Origin of the sequence: Pseudobacillus sp. 179-B 2D1 NHS, assembly GCF_045370945.1 — a bacterium.
Taxonomy (GTDB): Bacteria; Bacillota; Bacilli; order Bacillales; family Domibacillaceae; genus Pseudobacillus.
The window spans coordinates 81,713-100,740 of record NZ_JBIQDP010000016.1; the positions used below are offsets into that span (position 1 = coordinate 81,713).

Sequence of the window (19,028 nt, forward strand, 5' to 3'; positions counted from 1 at the left end):
TGCCAGCTTTTCATCTAATTTATTAGCCTCTTGTAATAGCTGCTTTTAAAATACGCGCTTGTTCTTTCTTATGCACAATCGCATCCCCTTCTGAAGGGCTGGAGCGACGACGGCGGCCAATGTAACGAACGGTCGCTTCTTCTGGCGCTACATCACGAAGACGTGCATCCATATAAGTCCATGCTCCGAAGTTTTGCGGTTCTTCCTGCATCCATACTACCTCTTTCAATTGCGGGAATTGCGCTAAAAATTCTCTAATTTCTTCTTTAGGGAATGGATATAATTCTTCTACTCTTAACACGTGCAGCCAGTTAAGCTCTTCTTCTGCTTTGCTAATTTGTTCAGCCAAATCAACAGACACTTTACCGCTACACAGAACAACTCTTTCTACTTGTTCCGGATGATCTCCAAGTCTTGGTTCTGCTACAACCGGCTTAAAGGAGCCAGAAGCAAACTCAGAAGCCTTAGAAGCCGCAAGCGGATGGCGCAGCAGGCTTTTCGGAGTCATGATCACTAGCGGGCGCACTTCTTCTTTTTGCAAGATTGCGGCTTGGCGGCGCAACACGTGGAAGTATTGAGCCGTTGAAGAAAGGTTGGCTACTGTCCAGTTGTTTTCTGCAGCATTTTGCAGGAAGCGTTCTAGACGGCCGCTTGAATGTTCAGGTCCTTGTCCTTCATAGCCATGTGGCAGAAGCATAACAAGACCCGATTTTTGTCCCCATTTTGCTCGGCCAGAAGACACAAACTGATCAAACATTGGCTGCGCCATATTGGCGAAATCACCAAACTGGGCTTCCCACAGAACGAGTGTTTCCGGAGAAAATACGTTGTAGCCATATTCATAACCGACAACTGCTAGTTCTGTTAATGGGCTGTTAATGACAACGAAAGAAGCATTTGTTTCCTCTAAGTGATTTAAAGGAATATATTCTTGGCCTGTTTCAACGTCATGAAGAACAAGGTTGCGATGAGCGAACGTACCACGCTGAGCATCCTGCCCTGTTAAGCGGACTGGTGTGCCGCCCTTCAGGATGGAAGCGAAGGCAAGTGCTTCTGCATGGCCCCAGTCAATCTGTCCATCTGTTTCAAAGACATTTTCACGACGCTTTAAAATACGCTCAAGCTTTTTAAATACGTGTAAATCTTTCGGCCAGTTTAATAATTCGCTGTTAATTCTGCTTAATACGTCTGCTTCTACTCCTGTTTCGCTGGATGGAAGCTCGCGTTCAACGAATTTTGGCGGATTCATTACAATATCCGGATTCTCGTCTTTCTTCGGAACCGTTTCATACAAGTCTTTTAGCTTCTGTTCATTCTCCGCGTAAAGTTTTTCTGCTTCTTCCTTAGAAATGACTCCGCGGTTAACGAGCTTATCTGCATAAAGCTGACGAACGGTTGGGTGTTGATGAATCATTTGATACATCGTTGGATTTGTCGTCATTGGCTCATCCATTTCATTATGACCAAAGCGGCGGTAACCAATCAAGTCGATAACAAAGTCTTTACCGAAACGATTACGATAATCAACGGCCATAAGAGCCGCAGCAATACATGCTTCTGGATCATCCGCATTCACATGAACGATCGGCACTTCGAAACCTTTTGCCAGGTCAGAAGCATAACGAGTAGAACGTGAATCATAGCTTTCTGTCGTAAATCCGATCATATTGTTCGCGATAATGTGAATGGAACCGCCTGTTTGATAACCAGGAATCCGGCTCATGTTAAATGTTTCACTCACAACGCCCTGGCCTGGGAATGCAGCATCACCGTGAATTAAAATAGCCAACGCAGCATTTGTATCTTGTTCAGGCACACCTGGTTTAGCGCGGTTTTCCTGTGCCGCTCTTGTGTAGCCAGCTACAACTGGGCTAACGATTTCAAGGTGGCTCGGGTTGTTAGCGAGCGTCACACGAGTAATATCTGCATCTTCCTTAAAGCTGTGATCCGCTCCAAGGTGATATTTCACATCGCCCGTCCAGCCATATGTAGTCATCTTCATAGAGCCTTCAGGAAGCAGATTTTTGCTTGGCGCATGTTGGAACTCGGCAAAAATCATTTCGTATGGTTTACCTAAGATGTGGGCCAAAACATTTAAGCGGCCTCTGTGGGCCATGCCGATATTTACTGTTTTTGCTCCTATTTCTGTTGAATGCTTTACAAGTTCATCTAGTAGAGGAACCATCGCATCCAACCCTTCGATAGAGAAGCGCTTTTGGCCGACGAATGTTTTATGAATAAATTTCTCAAAGCCTTCTACTTGTGTCAGTCTCTTTAACAGCTGAATTTTTTGTTCGCTTGAGAATGTTGGATAATAATTAGTTGATTCAATTTGCTGTCTGAACCATTGTCTTTCTTCTAAATTATGGACTTGGGCTAACTCAAAAGCCAGTTTATCTGTATAGACTTTTTTCAAGTGTTGGATCGCATCATATCCGTCCCTCACATGTGCAGGTGCATCAGGACATAAATATTGAACAGGAACTTTTCGCAATTCTTCTTCTGTTAAGTTGAAAGTGCTTAATTCGATTCGGTACGTATCTTTATTCTTGTCACTCAGTGGATTAATATCTGCTGCAAGATGACCGTACGTACGGATACTGTCAGCCAGTTTGACTGCGTTAAACAAAACATTTAAATCATTGCCTGATGCAGGTACAGCTGTCTTACCACCTTCTTGGTGGGGTACATTTGCTACAGGTGCTCCCCACTCTTCAAACATCTGCTTCATTTCTGGATCGATTGATTCAGGATCTTTTAGATAGTGCTCGTACAACTCCATTACATATCCAAGGTTTGGTCCGGAGAACTCACTCCACGGATTCCCTTGGGCTGTCTGCATTTTCATTCTGAAAAACCTCCAACTATTTCGCCCATTAATTTTTGCTAAATGATATTTTGATGGGCTTACATTGTGTATTGCCTATCACTCTATACACCATGATACACCCAGGATGAAAATTTATACTGCCTACAAGGACATCTTACCACTGCAAGGTATTGAGGGAAAGCATTAAAGCTTAATTTGCCAAATATGCCACGTATTTTTTATTAGTATAATTTGACAAGTGGAAATTATTCTGCTAAGCAGCAATTTTACAGCATTTCCCCGCTTGATTCATTCCTCTATCTTCATCTCAATAGAGCAGCATCATTTTTTCCATGTACAATCTTACTACTCTTGCGGCGAAAAACCAATATTTTTTCATAAAAAAGTCGCATTTATTATACAACTTGTCAAGTAAGCACTTCTTCGCTGTGTTATGAGGGAAATTTGCTGCTTCATTCCATGAATAGGACTTGCGTTTTTATATGATTAATGAAGCAATGCTTAAAATAAATGCTCGATCGATGATTTCATAGAAAATAAAGAGGTATATATTATAGAAAAAAGCGGAGGACGACTGGATGTTTTCATTTTTTTCTAAACAATTCGAAAATCCGGATGGCTTGCTCGGCCAAGCAGCAGGCAAAATTATGTCAGTGGAGAATCGAACCATTAATAAATGGACGCTTGATCTTTTAAACATCAAACCGAATGACCACGTGCTCGAAGTTGGCTTTGGACCTGGCTTCGCTATCGAAGAAGCAGGCAAACGCTTTCCTTCTATCTATATTGACGGAGTGGATGCGTCCGAAACAATGAAACATACGTGTGAAAAGCGAAACCAATTGTTAGTAAGTGAAGGAAGGCTGCGTCTATTCGTCAAGGATATTGCTGAATTCGAAACAGATAAGCATTATGATCGGGTTTTGTCAGTCAATAATTATCCGCTCTGGTCAAACCGTGAAAAAGGACTTGCCGTCTTATATCAGCTGGTGAAACAGGATGGACAAATTGCCATTACCGTCCAACCACGCGAGGAGAATGCCGACGATACTAAGACAAAGCAGCTGGCACGAATGATCTGCAACGACCTGGAGAAAGCCGGTTTTTCCGGCGCTGCCGTTCATTACAAAGAAGAGCGGCCGGTGTTAACCGTTTGCGTGACGGCTATTAAATAAGAAAAGTGTGTGCAAACGCACACACTTTTCTTATTTTTTAAATGAATAAATTCACATTAGCATTCTCGGCCTGACCAAGATAGGTAGCTACCCCGCCAATTTCTACCCCATCGATCAATTCCTCTTTACGGATGCCCATAACATCCATGCTCATTGCACAAGCAACGATGCGAACTCCCATGTTCATCGCATTTTCCATTAGTGTTTCCAAGCTGTCTACGTTTTTCTTTTCCATCACTTGACGAATCATTTTTGCGCCCATGCCACCCATATTCATGTTAGAAATAGGCAAATGCTTAGGACCCGCTGGCATCATTTTCGTAAACATTTTTTCCATAAAATCTTTTCCATCCTGAGGAATTTCTTCATCACGGCGCAGAATGTTCAATCCCCAGAATGTGAAGAACATCGTGACCTTCTTTCCCATAGCGGCTGCGCCTGTTGCAATAATAAAGGAAGCAATCGCTTTATCTAAATCCTGGTTAAATACAACGAGAGTCGCTCCTTTATTAGTCTTTTCTTCTCCTGCTTGTACAGAAGCTTCAGGTTTTCCCGCTGCTCCTTTGCGCATGTAGGCAACCGTTGTTTTCCCTGTTGTTTCACTGCCGATAAACGTGTTTCCTGTATTCGCACACCATGCTTTGGCATCAGCAATAAATCCTGGATCAGTTACCTTTACTTCTAGTACTTCTCCATCTTTCATTTGATTCATTGCTTGGAACACTTGGCTAATCGGCCCTGGACATTGTAACCCTGAGCAATTCAATTCCTTATCTGGTTTTATTTGTGTCCCCTCTATCTTCTCTTCTTTCTCATTACCCGTAGATTGAAGATATTCAGCATAAGCACGATATCCGCCCGCTACATTATAAGCATCAAATCCATTCTCCAATAATAACTGAACAGCTGTTTCTCCACGCTTTCCGGATTGGCAGGAAATATAGACAGGCTGATTCTTAGGCAGTTCGCCCAAATGCTTGGATAGTTCTCCGAGCGGAATATTTTTACTTCCTTCTATATAGCCCATTAACCTCTCCGATTCCTCACGAACGTCAATCAGTAAAGCACCTTCCTTTACTAGATGATCAATTTCTTTTACCTCTACTGTTTTACTCAATTTTATTTCCTCCTTCTACATATACACATGGGGGTATATTTTCAGATAAAAAAATATCCAGTCACTGTATAATTGCATTTTATTATAAAATAATCTCATTGTCAAATACCCTTATAGGTATATTTCAAAAAGTGAGCGGAAAAACATTACGCAAGATAAGCAGTTTATCTTTTGTCATTCTCATGTGAAAGCACACTACATAACATTTAAAAAGCTTAGGGATTATTATGGTCCTAAGCTTTTTCCTAATCCGTCTCCTTTTATTACATATTAGGATCGTACAAGACTCGTTTATCATCGTTCTGAGCGTTTCTGCCTAACATAAAAGATGATAGAATTCATCACGCTAAAGATAACAATTATCAAGAACAGATAGGTCGTTATTTCATCTCCCCCTAAACCGAGCTCATCAACGATAATTGCGTCATAATATAACAGTTGGGCAGATACAATGACTAAAACGACCGATCCCCCCACCACGAATAAATGATGAACCTTTCTTCTTAAAGAAGGAAGCAGCGCGATAAGAAATAGAAACAACATTGCCACAATTAAAGTAATAAAGACAGGCCGCAATAAAGTGAATGCTCCCATAGTTTCAAATGAATCGTATGTATACATAGAATCTCCACCATTCTATCTTTTGATATACATATTCTACCATAAAAGCAGTCTCACTTTGTCAAGGCCGTCTTTCCCAAGGCTCAATTTGACCAATGGTTAGTAGTTTTTCTTTCTTCTTAACAGCTTCAATTACACCTTTAGAAATCTCCTCATTTGTTAACCATCTTGGATGACTGCCTTCATCGATAAAACCTAATTGAACTTGATGATAAAAGTAACTATCAGCTAAAGGACGCTTTCTCTTGATTTTATCCGCATCCGAACTGCTGCCTAAAATATGAAATAGTTCCCATTTATTCTCATTGGCAGAAACCTCTTTTACTATAAGCTCAAGTGCACGTTCAGCAGTCGAGTGGATCCAAGCGACTACCATATCGATATCTCCGTTTTGCTTAATGGTTGCCTTTACTTTCTTTCTTAATTCATATTCATTGTGATAATCAACTAGTATAGGTGTTACACAGCTTTTTAAACCGGTTCTTTCTATTAATGATTTCATGCGCCCAGCATTTCTTGCGAGGATGGATACATGATAGCCGTTATCTAATAGCCAAAGTGATACTCCTGCAAGCATCCCCGTTCCACCTACTACTAATACGTGCTTCATTCTTTCCCTCCCTTACGTAAAACTAAATTTTATATGGAATGTTCATTGTTCTTAAATTTCCTGTTCTAACTATCCCTTTACTGATCAACTCATGCTTTATTGTAGCGCGGCTATCGGCAAAAGAATCGAATAAATGCTGTAGATTGCAAAATAAAAACCCCTAATTAAAATCAGAGGTTTCTCATAAATCAGATTGCATAGCTTTATCAACAGCTGAAATTGTAGATTCAATGGTTTCATAAGTTTCAATCATGAGGTTTGTAAGATATGTTATTTGGTAGCTATTGTTCTGGTAGCTTACGAATAATAGAGGTGTGCCACTATTACTTGTAAAAGTTAATGATATTTCACAATTATGGTATTCCTTCAGGGTTTTTAACATGGTTGCTGTATGGTTTGATGACATATCTTGTGGTACCTCCCTTCTATTACAGTGAGAGGATGACTAAGAACAGTCTCTAAATTCTCAAAATAATATAATTTTTACTTCTAGATTTACTATAACATGACAATAACTTGAAATTCACGAGGAATTTGAAAGGGGTCTTTTTGCTTAAATTCGACTTTTTTCGATAATGACCGCTTTAAATCTCTTTATTAGATTTTAAGATGAGAAATAAATTTATTTTAAACTGCTAAAAACATGTCGTATTACAACAAGAATCGAGTGTGAAACCGTTAAAGTCTCACACTCGATTCCCTATCATTTCTCTACATTAGTAGAATACTTCTCTTCATTAATTCACTTTAACCGTAGCGTGAGGAATCAATTGTTTGATTTCCTCTTTTTTTCCTTCATGGAACAATTCAACGATTTTACTGCCGACAATGACCCCATCACAATACTGGCCAAGTTCCTCTGCTTGTTCTTTTGAAGATACGCCGAATCCGGCTAGTACGGGAACCGCGCTTTTTGATTTAATACGCTGCAAATAAGAGGCGACATCATCCTGGTAGCTTGCGCGGACACCTGTTGTTCCCTTTACTGTTACTGCATAAATAAAGCCCTCCGCTCCATCTGCAATTTTAGCGATCCTGTCTTCAGGACTCGTCAAGGTAGCTAAACGGATTAACGCAAGATCCTTCTGCTTCAGCGCTTCACTTACTTCTCCTTCTTCTTCAATTGGCATATCGGGAATGATCACACCGGATACCCCTGCTTTGCGGCTATCTTCAGCAAACGCTTCAGCCCCGTATTGAAAGACTGGGTTCAAATACGTCATCAAAATGATTGGGATCGTAAAAGAATCTTGATGAATGGTTAAATACTCCAACACCCTCTTCAACGTTACCTCATGTGCTAACGCCCGCTTTCCAGCTTCCTGAATAACAGGGCCGTCGGCGACCGGATCAGAAAAAGGAATGCCGATTTCTGCCGCGGTAACACCCGCTTCCTGTAAATAAAGAAGCTGGTCCTTCAAAGCATCGAGTCCGCCGTCCCCAGCCATAATATAAGAAATAAAGGCTTTATGGTCTTTTTCTTGTACGGTTTGAAAAGCTTTTTCTAGCTTGAATTTACTCATGTTCTTTACCTCCTAATCTTGCTTGAATGGCTTCTACATCTTTGTCCCCTCTGCCAGATAAACAAACAGCGATACATTCGTCTTTCTCCATCTTTTTTGCGAGCTTCGCAGCATAGGCGATCGCATGCGAGCTTTCCAGTGCTGGAATAATCCCTTCTGTTTGCGTCAGCAGCTTGAACCCTTCCAGTGCTTCTTCATCAGTTATCGATGTGTATTCGACCCGGCCGATTTCTTTTAACAGGCTGTGTTCCGGTCCGACACCTGGGTAATCCAGCCCCGCTGAGATAGAGTGCGCCTCTTGGATTTGGCCGGCCTCATCTTGGAGAAGGTACATTTTACTGCCGTGCAGGACGCCGACCTTTCCTTTCGTCAGCGAAGCAGCATGCTCTTCCGTATCCACACCATTTCCGGCAGCTTCTACCCCATACATCTTTACACCTTCATCATTAATAAACGGATAAAACATGCCCATTGCGTTGCTGCCACCGCCCACACAAGCCACAACTGCATCTGGAAGCTTTCCTTCTTTTTCCAACATCTGCTCTTTCGTTTCCTTGCCAATGACACTTTGAAAATCACGAACGATCTGCGGGAACGGATGCGGTCCAAGAACAGACCCCATAATATAGTGAGTGTCCTCCACATTAGCTACCCAGTAGCGCAACGCTTCATTGACCGCATCTTTCAACGTGCCGCTTCCCTGGGTCACACTGACCACCTTCGCCCCTAACAGCTCCATCCGGAATACATTCAGCTTTTGACGGCGAATATCTTCTTCTCCCATAAAAATGACGCATTCTAAATTCAGCAATGCGCTCACCGTCGCTGTTGCCACGCCGTGCTGACCGGCACCTGTTTCTGCGACGACTTTCTTTTTCCCCATGCGCACCGCTAACAGCGCCTGCCCGATCGTATTGTTAATTTTGTGGGCGCCGGTATGATTTAAATCTTCTCGTTTTAAATAAATTTTCGCCCCGCCCAGCTTTTCGGTTAAATTCCGGGCAAAATAAAGCGGGTTTTCCCGGCCAATGTAATCTGTTAAATAGTCATTGAGCTCCTGTAAAAATGCAGGATCTTGCATTGCTTCCTGATAAGCTTCCTCCAATTCAAGAACCGCCTGCATTAATGTTTCCGGTACATAACGGCCGCCAAATGGTCCGAAGTGCCCTCGCTCATCTGGTTGTACATATGTAGTCATCTTTCGTTACTCCCTTCACTGTTTGAATAAACTGTTTTATTTTTTCCCGATCTTTTACTCCGTCTGTTTCCACTCCACTTGAGACATCTACGGCAAACGGACGGACCGTTCCAATCGCTTCTTCTACATTTTCCATGTTTAGTCCCCCAGCTAAAATCAGACGGGAACGATCAAAAGATTCTTTTTCTAAAAGCGTCCAGTCAAAAGATGTCCCGTTGCCGCCCCGGTAAGGGCCGGCCGGACTATCAAGCAAAATAAAGTCTGCTGGATAGCTCAGTATATCTGAAAGTTTCGCCCCTTTTTCAAAGCTGAATGCTTTAATCACCGGTAATCGCAGACTTTTCGCAAACTCAGGCGGTTCATCACCATGGAGCTGAATCACATCGAGTGAAGCCTGATCGGCAATGGATTCTATTTTCTCTAATTCCTCATTCACGAAGACCCCGACTTTTAACGGACCTTTCCCCAGACCAGCAGCAATGTCTTTCGCCTGTTCAGCTGACAGCTGCCGCTTGCTTTTGGCAAACACAAAGCCAAGTGCATCGGTTCCGATTTGTTTGGCGTACAGAGCGGTCTCTACGTCCCGAATGCCGCATATTTTCACTTTCATGCTCGTCACCTCACAGGCTGATTTTCAATTCACGGAACGTTTTACCGATATTCCCGCTCTTCATAAAGGTTTCTCCGACTAAAATGCCTTTGGCTCCAGCCGCTTTGACTCTTTCTACATCAGCAGCTGTGCGGATGCCGCTTTCGGCAATAAACACCTTTTCAGGATGCCAATAAGACTGCAATAGCCGCTCAGTCACTCCCAGATCGACCACGAAGCTTTTTAAATCACGATTGTTAATACCAATGACATCGGCATCAATGAGAAGAGCCCGCTCCATCTCTTCTTCATTGTGAACTTCAAGCAATACATCGAGCTCCTGCTCCTTAGCATATGAATAGAGACTTGCCAGCTGGTCTTGCTGAAGAGCGGCTGCAATCAGTAAAATAATATCCGCACCCGCTGCTTTTGCCCGGTCAATCTGGATAGAATCAATCATAAAATCCTTGCATAAGACTGGGACCGTCACGTTCTGGCGCACTGCTTCCAAATCGCTCATCGTGCCTTTAAAAAAAGGTTCGTCTGTTAAGACAGAAATAGCATCGGCACCGCTTTGTTCATATTCTTTTGCCTGCCGAACAGGATCAACGTCTGGATGAATATCTCCTTTAGAAGGGGAGGCCCTTTTAATCTCAGAAATAATGTTCATTTTTTTAGATTCATAAAAACGGGTATATAAAGATCGTTTTTCCTGTTTCTCTTTTGGTATACTCACCTGGAAAGTCTGCTTCAATCGCTCTACTTCCTCCTGTTTCTTAGCCAGAATTTTATCTAAAATGGTTGCATTCATACTGGGATCCTCACTTTCTGCCGATGTTTTGAATAGTCAATTAAATACTGTAATTTTGATAAGGCTGCACCTGAATCAATGCTTTCTCTCGCTAGCTCGATGCCTTCTTGAATGGTTTTTGCTTTGCCATTAGCGAACAAGCCAATGCCGGCATTTAAGAGAACGGTATCGCGTCTTGCTCCTTTTTCCCCTTCCAGAATGCTTTTTAAAATTTCGGCATTTTCTTTTGCTTCGCCGCCGCGGATCGCCTCTAGACCATAGACAGGGAGTCCAACTTCTTCTGGTGTGACGATCATTTTTTTCGTCTCCCCTGATTCAAGTAAAATCAAATGATTTTCCCCTGCTAAAGAAGCTTCATCCATAAAACCTGCTCCATTTAGCACAACCGCTCGCTTTCTTCCAAGACGATTCAGCACGTTGGCCATCATCTCCAGCATATCCCGGCGATAAATACCGAGCAGTTGGGTATCAAGGTGAACCGGATTTGTTAATGGACCGATTAAGTTAAACACCGTTGGAATTTTTAAATCCCGGCGGACTTTCATAATCTTTTTTAATCTCGGATGAACGTGGGGCGCGAATAAAAAGGCGATGCCGTTCTCTTCCAGAAGCTCATCTGTTTCCCCTTCTAAGTAATCAAGAGAAATGCCGAGATGCTCTAATACATCAGCGCTGCCTGTTTTGCTCGATACGCTGCGGTTGCCATGCTTCGCTACTTTTACTCCCGCACCTGCTAATACAAAAGCCGATGTCGTGCTGATATTAAAGCTTTGCGAGCCATCTCCACCGGTTCCGCAATTGTCCATTACGCCCGGCAGTTGCTTCCCTATACCAAGTGCATTTTGTCTCAACACATTCACAAGCGCAGCAATCTCTTCCACCGTTTCCCCTTTTGCCTTTAAAGCAACGAGGAAAGCGGCAATTTCGCTGTCTGTTGCATCCTCCTGCAGGATTTCTTCAATGGCCGCCTCCATTTCTATTTCCTGCAGTGACTGGTGATCGGACAATTTCAGTAAGTATTGTTTCATGTTCTTCTCCTTTCGGTACTGACGGAAAAATTGCTGAATCATATCCGTTCCTGCTTTTGTTCCGATGGATTCAGGATGAAATTGCAACCCGTACACGGGGTACTCTCGATGGCGAAGCGCCATAATTTCTTCATCGTCCGCAGATGTGGCGAGTACCTCCAGCTTTTCTGGAAGCGACTCTTGATCAACAGAAAGCGAATGATACCGCATGACAGGAACTGGGCCAGCTAGTGCCTGAAACATCCCTTTGCCGTCATGCTTAATGAGTGAGATTTTTCCGTGCTTAATCGTTTTTGCGGGCTTGATTTTCGCCCCGAATGCGGCCGCAATCGCCTGGTGCCCCAGGCAAATGCCAAGGATCGGAATCCGGTGAAAGAAGCTGCGAACCACGTCGATACAAATGCCCGCTTCCTCCGGTGTGCCGGGACCGGGTGATAATACGATAGCTTCCGGTTCAAGGGCTTCAATCTCTGCGAGTGTCATTTCATCATTGCGGATGACCCGTACATTTTTTCCTAAAGAACCGATTTGCTGATACAAGTTATACGTAAAGGAATCGTAGTTATCAATGAGTAGGATCATTATTTTACCTCCAGCAATGCTTTTGCTTTATGCATTGTTTCTTCATATTCTTTTTCCGGAATGGAATCATACACGATACCGGCTCCTGCCTGAACATAGGCTTGGTTGCCTTTCACAATCATCGTCCGAATAGCAAGGGCAAAATCGAGATCACCATTTGATGAGATATAGCCGACTGCTCCGGCGTACAAGCCTCGCTTCGTTGACTCTAAGTCATTAATAATTTGCATCGCCCGGATTTTTGGCGCACCCGATACTGTTCCGGCAGGCAGGCAAGCTGACAGCGCTTCAAGGGGATGAATTTCCTCCTTTAGTTCTCCTGTTACTTCCGAGACAATATGCATGACATGCTTATATTTTTCAATCTTCTGATATTTAGATAAATGAACGCTCCCAATTTTACATACCCGACCAAGGTCATTACGGCTTAAATCTACCAACATTCGATGTTCAGCTATTTCCTTTTCATCATTAAGCAGTTCCCGTTCTAGCGCTGTATCTTCCTCTTCATTTACTCCTCGTGGCCTTGTACCGGCTATTGGGTTGGTTGTAACTTCCCGACCATTAATCCGTATAAGGCTCTCAGGCGAAGCCCCTAATACCGTATATTCATTAAAATCAATATAAAACATATAAGGCGAAGGATTGGATGTTCGTAAACGCCGGTATAGCGAAAACGGATTGCCCTCGAATGCTGCCTTCAGTCGCTGGGAAAGGACTACCTGGAAAATGTCTCCGCGAATAATGTGCTGTTTGGCTGTTTCAACCAGTTGGCTGAATTGCTCTTTATCCACATTGCCAGCAAATGAAAGATGATCTAGCACTTCCGTCTGCTTTGGCTGGCTCGCGCCGTTTACGCAATTTTCCAAATTCAGTAACGTTTCTTCCAGCTCCTCTTCTGACCGGTCACCAAACAGATCAACTGCGGCAAGTGTTACTTTCTGCAACAAGTGGTCATAAATGATAAATGTATCGTAAAACATGAAGTGAACATCCGGCATTTCCAGTTCGTCTTCTAGCGATTCACCGATATGCTCATCTAAAAACATAACATCGTACCCGATATACCCAATCCCGCCCCCAAAGAAAGGAAAAGGCTGTTCAGTTGTCTCTCTGTTATATAGCATTTCTTTTAACTGGTGGAGACTATGGCCGAAAGACGAATCTCTCACTCCAGTGCGGTGATTGATTCGTTCTGTCTCCTGGCCAGCCGCTTTATATTCGGCTGCTGGATTCATTCCAAGAAAAGAATACCGCCCGCTTTGTTCATGCTTATAAGAGCTTTCAAGCAGAAATTTCTTTTCTCCCTGCATTTGATGATAAAGCATAATCGGTGTCAGCATATCGCCTTCCATTTCCTTCAATTTATAATTCATTTTTTCTGTTGTTTTCATCTCTCTTTCACCTCTTGAGCGTTTAATAAAAATAAAAAAGTCCTCCGCAGCAAGTGAATAGATCACTGCTGCGGAGGACGGATTAACCGCGGTGCCACCTCGCATTGAAGCTCTAAAGCTTCCTCTTCGTCCAGACGGAATATTGATCCCGTCTGGGTCCTGGTAACGGTGGAAGCCGGGCAGCCATTTCCTGCTGCCTCTCCGAAGTCCATTCAGCCTGATATGCGGCACCGGCTCTCACCTTCCCGGCTCTCTGTTGCGCGCGTCACAAACTTACTCTTCTTCGTCAATGAATTTACCTATAAATTTAAAAAACACAAAAAGCCCCCTATCGCAAAGGACGGGGAGCCGTGGTGCCACCTTTATTGACTGCGGTTCGTGCAGTCCACTCTGAGAGCATCGAAGCTTATTGCTTGAATGCCTGTCTTTTGTAACGATAAGACGTTCGCCGCAGCCTACTATCGAAAGGAGTTCGGTACGGAAGCTCGGAAGGCCATTCACTAAAATGTTTGCACTGATTTGCACCAACCATCAGCTCTCTGAAGCATTCATTAAAGCTACTCTTCTTCGTCAACACTTGTTATAAGTCGTTCTTTGTTTTGTTGTAATACATCATATTCTAATTTTATATAAAAAGTCAACCCTTTGTTTGAATTTTTTTATTTTTATAAGCCTGATGGTCGTCTCACTTTGTTAAAAATAGATTTTCCAAATTTTTATAGGTATTTATAGACAAATCTTCCTAATGATTATATCTTTTTACCTATAGGTTATGAACAAAGTAGTAATAGATGGGGTGAGATCAATGACTGTGCATGTAGCCAGGCAACCAATTTTTAATCGAAAAGAACAAACAGTTGCTTACGAGCTGCTCTATCGCGACAGTGACGGCAAACATCCTGGAACGTCAATAAACGGTGATGAAGCAACGATCGAAGTATTAGCGAACAGTCTCTTAAACATTGGACTCGATAAGCTTTCCAGAGGAAAACAAGTATATATCAACTTCACAGAAAATTTGCTTTTGCAGCATTTTCCTGAAATTTTGCCGGCAGAAAAAATTGTCATTGAGCTATTAGAAGAAATAGAAACAACTGCCGGAATAAAGGCTGCTTGCAAGGAATTAAAGGCAAAAGGCTATACTCTCGCTCTTGATGACTTCCTTTTAAGAGACGAAAATAAGGAACTGATACAATATGCGGATATTATCAAGGTAGATTTTCTTAATACGACCAAAGCTGAGAGAGGCAAAATGAAACGGGACATGGCTGGCCTTCCTCTTATATGGCTCGCAGAAAAAGTAGAAACAAGGGAACATTTACAAGAAGCGCTGGATGAAGGATTCTTCTTTGCTGAGCCTACAATTATCAGCGCTAAATCCATTCCCCAGTTTTCAGGACGCTACTTTGTTATTTTGCATGAAGTCATGAGTTCCGAACCTAACGTTTATAAAATAGCCAAACTTATTGAAGCAGACTTGTCTCTTTCCTACAAGTTATTAAAGCTGCTCAACCGGACTGTTTTTATTCAAAGAAAAAAAATAAAAACGATTCATCAAGCCATTATGCTTATTGGTCTTGATGAATTAAAAAAGTGGCTGTTTGTGATGATGTTCAGCTCGTCTGATTCGATGTGTTCAGAGGAGGTCATCCGTGTTTCTTTGGTGCGGGCAAAAACGTTAGAATTACTTGCCTTATGCTACCTTCACGATGAACCTTCATCTCTGTTTTTTCTCTTAGGCATGCTCTCGATGATTGATGTTTTCATCCATAAGCCAATAGAAGTGCTCCTTCAAGATTTGCCGGTTGATGAAAAAATAAAAGAAGCCCTTCTCTTTGAAGACGGGACACTTTTTCAGCTGCTTCATTTGATAGTGGAAATGGAGAGAGGACATTGGACAGCTGTCAGTGAAATCAGCCATGAAATGCAAATGGAGGAACGGGTATTATTGGCCTGTTATCAAGACGCATTCCAATGGGCTGACATGATTATAAAAACAGAAGCAGGCCTAGATTATATCTAGGCCTGCTTCCAATTGGAACGTCCGCTCAATAAAGAGACCGCTATAAATGTGACAAGTGATAACAAAATGGGCAAAACCACTGTATGCATCCCAAATGCATTGGGATAAAACGTATTAAAAAGAATATAGGAGACCATACCTGTAATCATTGCGGATGCTGCTCCTGCTCCGTTTGCCCGCTGCCAGTACAAGCCTAAAACAACCGGCCAGATAAATACAGCTTCAAGACCGCCGAATGAAAATAAATTGAGCCAGATAATTAAATCAGGAGGCTGTAGAGCAACGATAAAAACAACCACTCCAATAATCGTCGTCACAATAAAGCTTAGCTTTTTCACTTTCTTTTCTTCTGCCTCTTTATTAATAAAGTGCAAATATAAATCTTTTACAACCGCACTTGATACGAGCAGAAGCAAAGAATCTACCGTAGACATAATCGCCGCCATCGGGGCCGCAAGAACAATGCCGGCCAGCCAGTCCGGCATTATGGTCATTGCCAGTTCAGGCATTACCTTATCGCCTATTGTCACACCAGGAATAATTGCGCGCGCCATCACTCCAATCAAGTGCATGCCGAGCATAATCACCCCTACCACGATGGTGCCGATAATCAGCGCACGGTGCATGGCCTTGGCGTCTTTATAACTCATTGCTCTGACAGCTACTTGTGGCAAGCCAACAACACCGATGCCGACCAACACCCAAAAAGATGAAACATAAAGCGGTGTTAGACTGCGATCATTTCCATAGGGGCTTAATAGATTGGGATTTTCTGCTCCGAGAGTCATCATAATCTTCTCCATGCCTCCACCGGCCTTCAAAGCAGCCACAAATAAAATCACTGTACCAGCAACCATAATAAGGCCCTGAACCATATCAGTAATTGCTACTGCACGAAATCCGCCAATTACCACATAAATTAAGACAGAGGCTGCGAAAATTATTAAGGCGGTAGTATAGGAAAGACCAGTAAGTGACTCTACAAGCCGTGCTCCGCCAATCCATTGGGCCACCATAGCAGAAAATAAGAAAATAATAATGCTGAGTGCGGCCAATATAACAACAAGCTGACTTTTATAACGGGCAAATAAAAAGTCCACAAGGGTTACGGCCTGATACCTTCTCGCCATGATAGCAAACTTCTTTCCAAGAATCATCAAAACAAAATACCCGGTAGCCACCTGGCTCATCGCCAGCAGCACCCAGGAAAGCCCATAATTATAAGCGGCTCCAGGACCACTCAAAAAACTGGAGGCACTCCCATACGTCGCCGCCATCGTCATGGCAAGAATAAATCCCCCCAGCTCGCGGCTGCCTAAAAAATATTCCTGAATAAATGAGGACGAACTTTGCACATGCCTTGAGGCATAAATCCCAACTAAAAAAATCAGTACAAGAAACACAACAAGCGGCCAAATTACCGACATATTCATCGCTTCTCACCTTCTTCATCAAACGGTACTTCTTTAAAGAAGTATTTTACTGTAAAGGCTACGAGAAAAATCATTACAATAAGGCCTACTACACAGCTGAAAAAAAACCAAGCTGGAAGTCCGAAGATGAAGCTGTAATTTTCAGCTGGACCACTGCCAAGACCATATGCAAAACCGTACCACCAAATAAAATTAAAAACGACTAACAAGATTCCTATCCACGCTTCTTTTTTAGCTATTTTGAAACGGGAATCCTCCTGTACCTTTTTATTCATGTTTCCCTTCCTTTCTTTAACAGGAGCTTAGCAGCCTCTTATAACATTACGATACGAGCCCAGCAGATGCAATCCGTTTCATAAAAAAGAAAAGACAGCACGTTAAACGTACTGCCTTCTCACACATATCAGCAATGCTTCAGTCTCATTAAAAGAGGGGGTAATGAGAATGAATTTCAATTTCAATTATAACCGATTCACATTTATTGTCAACCATCTTTCTTTATTATTTAGGCTATTTTAAATATTATGATCGATAACTGAATGGGAATAGAGGAAAACAACTGAATGGGAATAGAGGAAAACCCGTACAACTAAAAGTTTCCCTTGCCTTATTCAAGCAGAACACCATCTAAATTACAGCAGAATGTGATTTAATCACTTCCCAAACATTCACGGCATATAGTTACAGTATGGGCAATTGAGTTTTTTTCTATGGAGTCGTACGTACACATTTGTATAGGGTATATTCTTCACACCGACAAAATGTCCTGCCTGTTTAGACTACTGTCTCTTCGAGTATGTGTTCATTAAGTGAACAATTTTTCATTAAACGTACGAGTTTTTCAACATAACGGCGGTAAAATACTCATCCCCCGGAAATATTGCCCGATTTGATGTATTCATACCAATTTTTTAATAGGCTCTGTTAAAGCTAAAGGTTGTTTTTTCTATTGTTGATCGTAACGGAAAAGAGAGTCCTTGTGAGCCCCGTAGAAGTACATACGACGTCGAGGCTCACGGACCGCCCCTGCAATGAAAATCAACGCTCAAGTATAAATAGAACCATTTAATTAAAGAACAGGGCGATTAAGAAAAAGGAATCGAAGCAATTAGCGGAGAATAAAAAGTGACTAAGACTGTAATAGATTTATATAAAAAGTGAAAAGGATGATGGTTATGGTTTATATTGCTCTTCTGCGGGGGATTAATGTGGGTGGAAAGAATAAAATTGACATGAAGCTGCTTAAACAAACATTTGAGCACGTCGGGATGAATGACGTAGTGACATACATCAATACAGGTAACATTATTTTTTCACACAATAGCCTATCAAAAACTGAACTATCACGTATTTTGGAAGAAGCAATCTATAATGATTTCCAATTACAAATTAAAGTAGTAGTTCGTAGTGTCGATGATGTCAGAGGAATTATGAACGCTATTCCTGACACATGGAAAAATGATAAAAACATGACGAGTGATGTCATGTTTTTATGGGATGAAATCGATGATGAATCGGTACTTGAGAAGCTGGTTATTAAACCAAATATCGACACAGTGAAATATGTCCCCGGCGCGATTCTATGGTCGGTTGACAAGAAAAATGTAACCAAAAGTGGAAAGACAAAGATCATCGGATCAAAGATATACAAACAAATTACGGTAAGAAATGTCAACACTGCCCGTAAGATATATGAACTGATGCAAGCTCAAAACAGTTAGTTCTTCTGATGATGATTATACAATTGATTTTTATCGTTTTGATCAGAGTGAGAGAGCTTCAATAAGATTTGAATAAAGCTTAGATTTTCAAACGACTTGATTGCTAAAAAGTGGAATCGTGTTTATTATTTATCAATCCATTTTGCCATTCTTCTTAACGACGATTACTCTTCTTATCCATGCACTTACGTTAAAACGCTTCCCTAAATCTGTTGGCGGGCAGCTCGCTGGATTCGCAGCGCCACTGTCCATTGGCTTTGTGGTCGATGCAGCCGGCGGCTCTTTTTTCTCTGTTGCCCGGCTGCTTGTAGGATGCGTGTTCTCAGCTTCTTGGCTTTTTAGCGCTTAATTTTAGCCAAGATGCTATTTTCCA

At 42.2% G+C, this 19,028-nt stretch carries 16 protein-coding genes and 2 other annotated features; of the genes, 4 read left to right on the plus strand and 12 right to left on the minus strand.

Annotation, left to right across the window (positions count from 1 at the left end):
- Nucleotides 1–22: 22 nt before the first annotated feature.
- Entirely contained in the window at nucleotides 23–2,848 is a 2,826-nt protein-coding gene (locus tag ACH0BF_RS16075; protein ID WP_340854268.1) for a 2-oxoglutarate dehydrogenase E1 component, read from the minus strand.
- A gap of 560 nt (nucleotides 2,849–3,408) precedes the next feature.
- On the opposite strand from ACH0BF_RS16075, the gene ACH0BF_RS16080 reads away from it, so the two are divergent.
- The gene (locus ACH0BF_RS16080; RefSeq protein ID WP_406909676.1) at nucleotides 3,409–4,005 is read left to right on the plus strand and encodes an SAM-dependent methyltransferase; all 597 of its coding nucleotides are present in this window, start codon (nucleotides 3,409–3,411) and stop codon (nucleotides 4,003–4,005) included.
- 37 nt (nucleotides 4,006–4,042) lie between these two features.
- Here ACH0BF_RS16080 and ACH0BF_RS16085 read toward each other — a convergent pair whose 3' ends face one another.
- The 9 genes from ACH0BF_RS16085 to trpE all read right to left on the minus strand — a co-directional run bounded on the left by ACH0BF_RS16085 (nucleotide 4,043) and on the right by trpE (nucleotide 13,583).
- Nucleotides 4,043–5,122 carry a DsrE/DsrF/DrsH-like family protein gene (locus tag ACH0BF_RS16085; protein ID WP_340854270.1) on the minus strand — a complete coding sequence of 360 codons (1,080 nt, stop codon included), beginning with the start codon at nucleotides 5,120–5,122 and terminating at the stop codon, nucleotides 4,043–4,045.
- A gap of 294 nt (nucleotides 5,123–5,416) precedes the next feature.
- A complete protein-coding gene (locus ACH0BF_RS16090) occupies nucleotides 5,417–5,743 on the minus strand; it encodes a hypothetical protein (RefSeq protein WP_340854271.1) in 327 nt (108 codons plus the stop codon).
- 61 nt (nucleotides 5,744–5,804) lie between these two features.
- The gene (locus ACH0BF_RS16095; protein ID WP_406909677.1) at nucleotides 5,805–6,353 is read right to left on the minus strand and encodes a short-chain dehydrogenase; all 549 of its coding nucleotides are present in this window, start codon (nucleotides 6,351–6,353) and stop codon (nucleotides 5,805–5,807) included.
- A gap of 737 nt (nucleotides 6,354–7,090) precedes the next feature.
- On the minus strand, nucleotides 7,091–7,876 hold the full coding sequence (gene trpA, locus ACH0BF_RS16100) for a tryptophan synthase subunit alpha (protein WP_406909678.1): 786 nt from the start codon (nucleotides 7,874–7,876) through the stop codon (nucleotides 7,091–7,093).
- Nucleotides 7,869–9,074, minus strand: a complete 1,206-nt coding sequence (trpB, locus tag ACH0BF_RS16105) for a tryptophan synthase subunit beta (protein ID WP_406909679.1) — start codon at nucleotides 9,072–9,074, stop codon at nucleotides 7,869–7,871. Before trpB ends, trpA begins: the two co-directional genes overlap by 8 nt.
- Nucleotides 9,049–9,684 (minus strand): phosphoribosylanthranilate isomerase, encoded by a 636-nt coding sequence (locus ACH0BF_RS16110; protein WP_406909680.1) that lies wholly within the window; start codon nucleotides 9,682–9,684, stop codon nucleotides 9,049–9,051. The genes trpB and ACH0BF_RS16110 overlap by 26 nt, the downstream gene beginning before the upstream one ends.
- A gap of 10 nt (nucleotides 9,685–9,694) precedes the next feature.
- Nucleotides 9,695–10,474 (minus strand): indole-3-glycerol phosphate synthase TrpC, encoded by a 780-nt coding sequence (gene trpC / locus ACH0BF_RS16115; RefSeq protein ID WP_340854276.1) that lies wholly within the window; start codon nucleotides 10,472–10,474, stop codon nucleotides 9,695–9,697.
- Nucleotides 10,471–12,084, minus strand: a complete 1,614-nt coding sequence (locus tag ACH0BF_RS16120; protein ID WP_340854277.1) for a bifunctional anthranilate synthase component II/anthranilate phosphoribosyltransferase — start codon at nucleotides 12,082–12,084, stop codon at nucleotides 10,471–10,473. Before ACH0BF_RS16120 ends, trpC begins: the two co-directional genes overlap by 4 nt.
- Nucleotides 12,084–13,583 carry an anthranilate synthase component I gene (gene trpE, locus ACH0BF_RS16125; protein ID WP_406909681.1) on the minus strand — a complete coding sequence of 500 codons (1,500 nt, stop codon included), beginning with the start codon at nucleotides 13,581–13,583 and terminating at the stop codon, nucleotides 12,084–12,086. The genes ACH0BF_RS16120 and trpE overlap by 1 nt, the downstream gene beginning before the upstream one ends.
- Nucleotides 13,549–13,777, minus strand: a binding site (T-box leader). Its footprint overlaps the gene before it by 35 nt.
- A gap of 34 nt (nucleotides 13,778–13,811) precedes the next feature.
- Nucleotides 13,812–14,061 (minus strand) — a binding site (T-box leader).
- A gap of 222 nt (nucleotides 14,062–14,283) precedes the next feature.
- On the opposite strand from trpE, the gene ACH0BF_RS16130 reads away from it, so the two are divergent.
- Entirely contained in the window at nucleotides 14,284–15,501 is a 1,218-nt protein-coding gene (locus ACH0BF_RS16130) for an EAL and HDOD domain-containing protein (RefSeq protein ID WP_406909682.1), read from the plus strand.
- Here ACH0BF_RS16130 and panF read toward each other — a convergent pair.
- Both panF and ACH0BF_RS16140 read right to left on the minus strand, forming a co-directional pair.
- Nucleotides 15,498–16,934 carry a sodium/pantothenate symporter gene (gene panF, locus ACH0BF_RS16135; RefSeq protein WP_120031026.1) on the minus strand — a complete coding sequence of 479 codons (1,437 nt, stop codon included), beginning with the start codon at nucleotides 16,932–16,934 and terminating at the stop codon, nucleotides 15,498–15,500. The two genes, ACH0BF_RS16130 and panF, sit on opposite strands and share 4 nt — an antisense overlap.
- A complete protein-coding gene (locus ACH0BF_RS16140) occupies nucleotides 16,931–17,209 on the minus strand; it encodes a YhdT family protein (RefSeq protein ID WP_340854281.1) in 279 nt (92 codons plus the stop codon). The genes panF and ACH0BF_RS16140 overlap by 4 nt, the downstream gene beginning before the upstream one ends.
- 900 nt (nucleotides 17,210–18,109) lie before the next feature.
- On the opposite strand from ACH0BF_RS16140, the gene ACH0BF_RS16145 reads away from it, so the two are divergent.
- Together ACH0BF_RS16145 and ACH0BF_RS16150 are read left to right on the plus strand one after the other, a co-directional pair.
- Nucleotides 18,110–18,655, plus strand: a complete 546-nt coding sequence (locus ACH0BF_RS16145) for a DUF1697 domain-containing protein (RefSeq protein ID WP_340854283.1) — start codon at nucleotides 18,110–18,112, stop codon at nucleotides 18,653–18,655.
- Between the two features lie 118 nt (nucleotides 18,656–18,773).
- The gene (locus ACH0BF_RS16150; RefSeq protein WP_120031020.1) at nucleotides 18,774–19,004 is read left to right on the plus strand and encodes a hypothetical protein; all 231 of its coding nucleotides are present in this window, start codon (nucleotides 18,774–18,776) and stop codon (nucleotides 19,002–19,004) included.
- Nucleotides 19,005–19,028 lie beyond the last annotated feature (24 nt).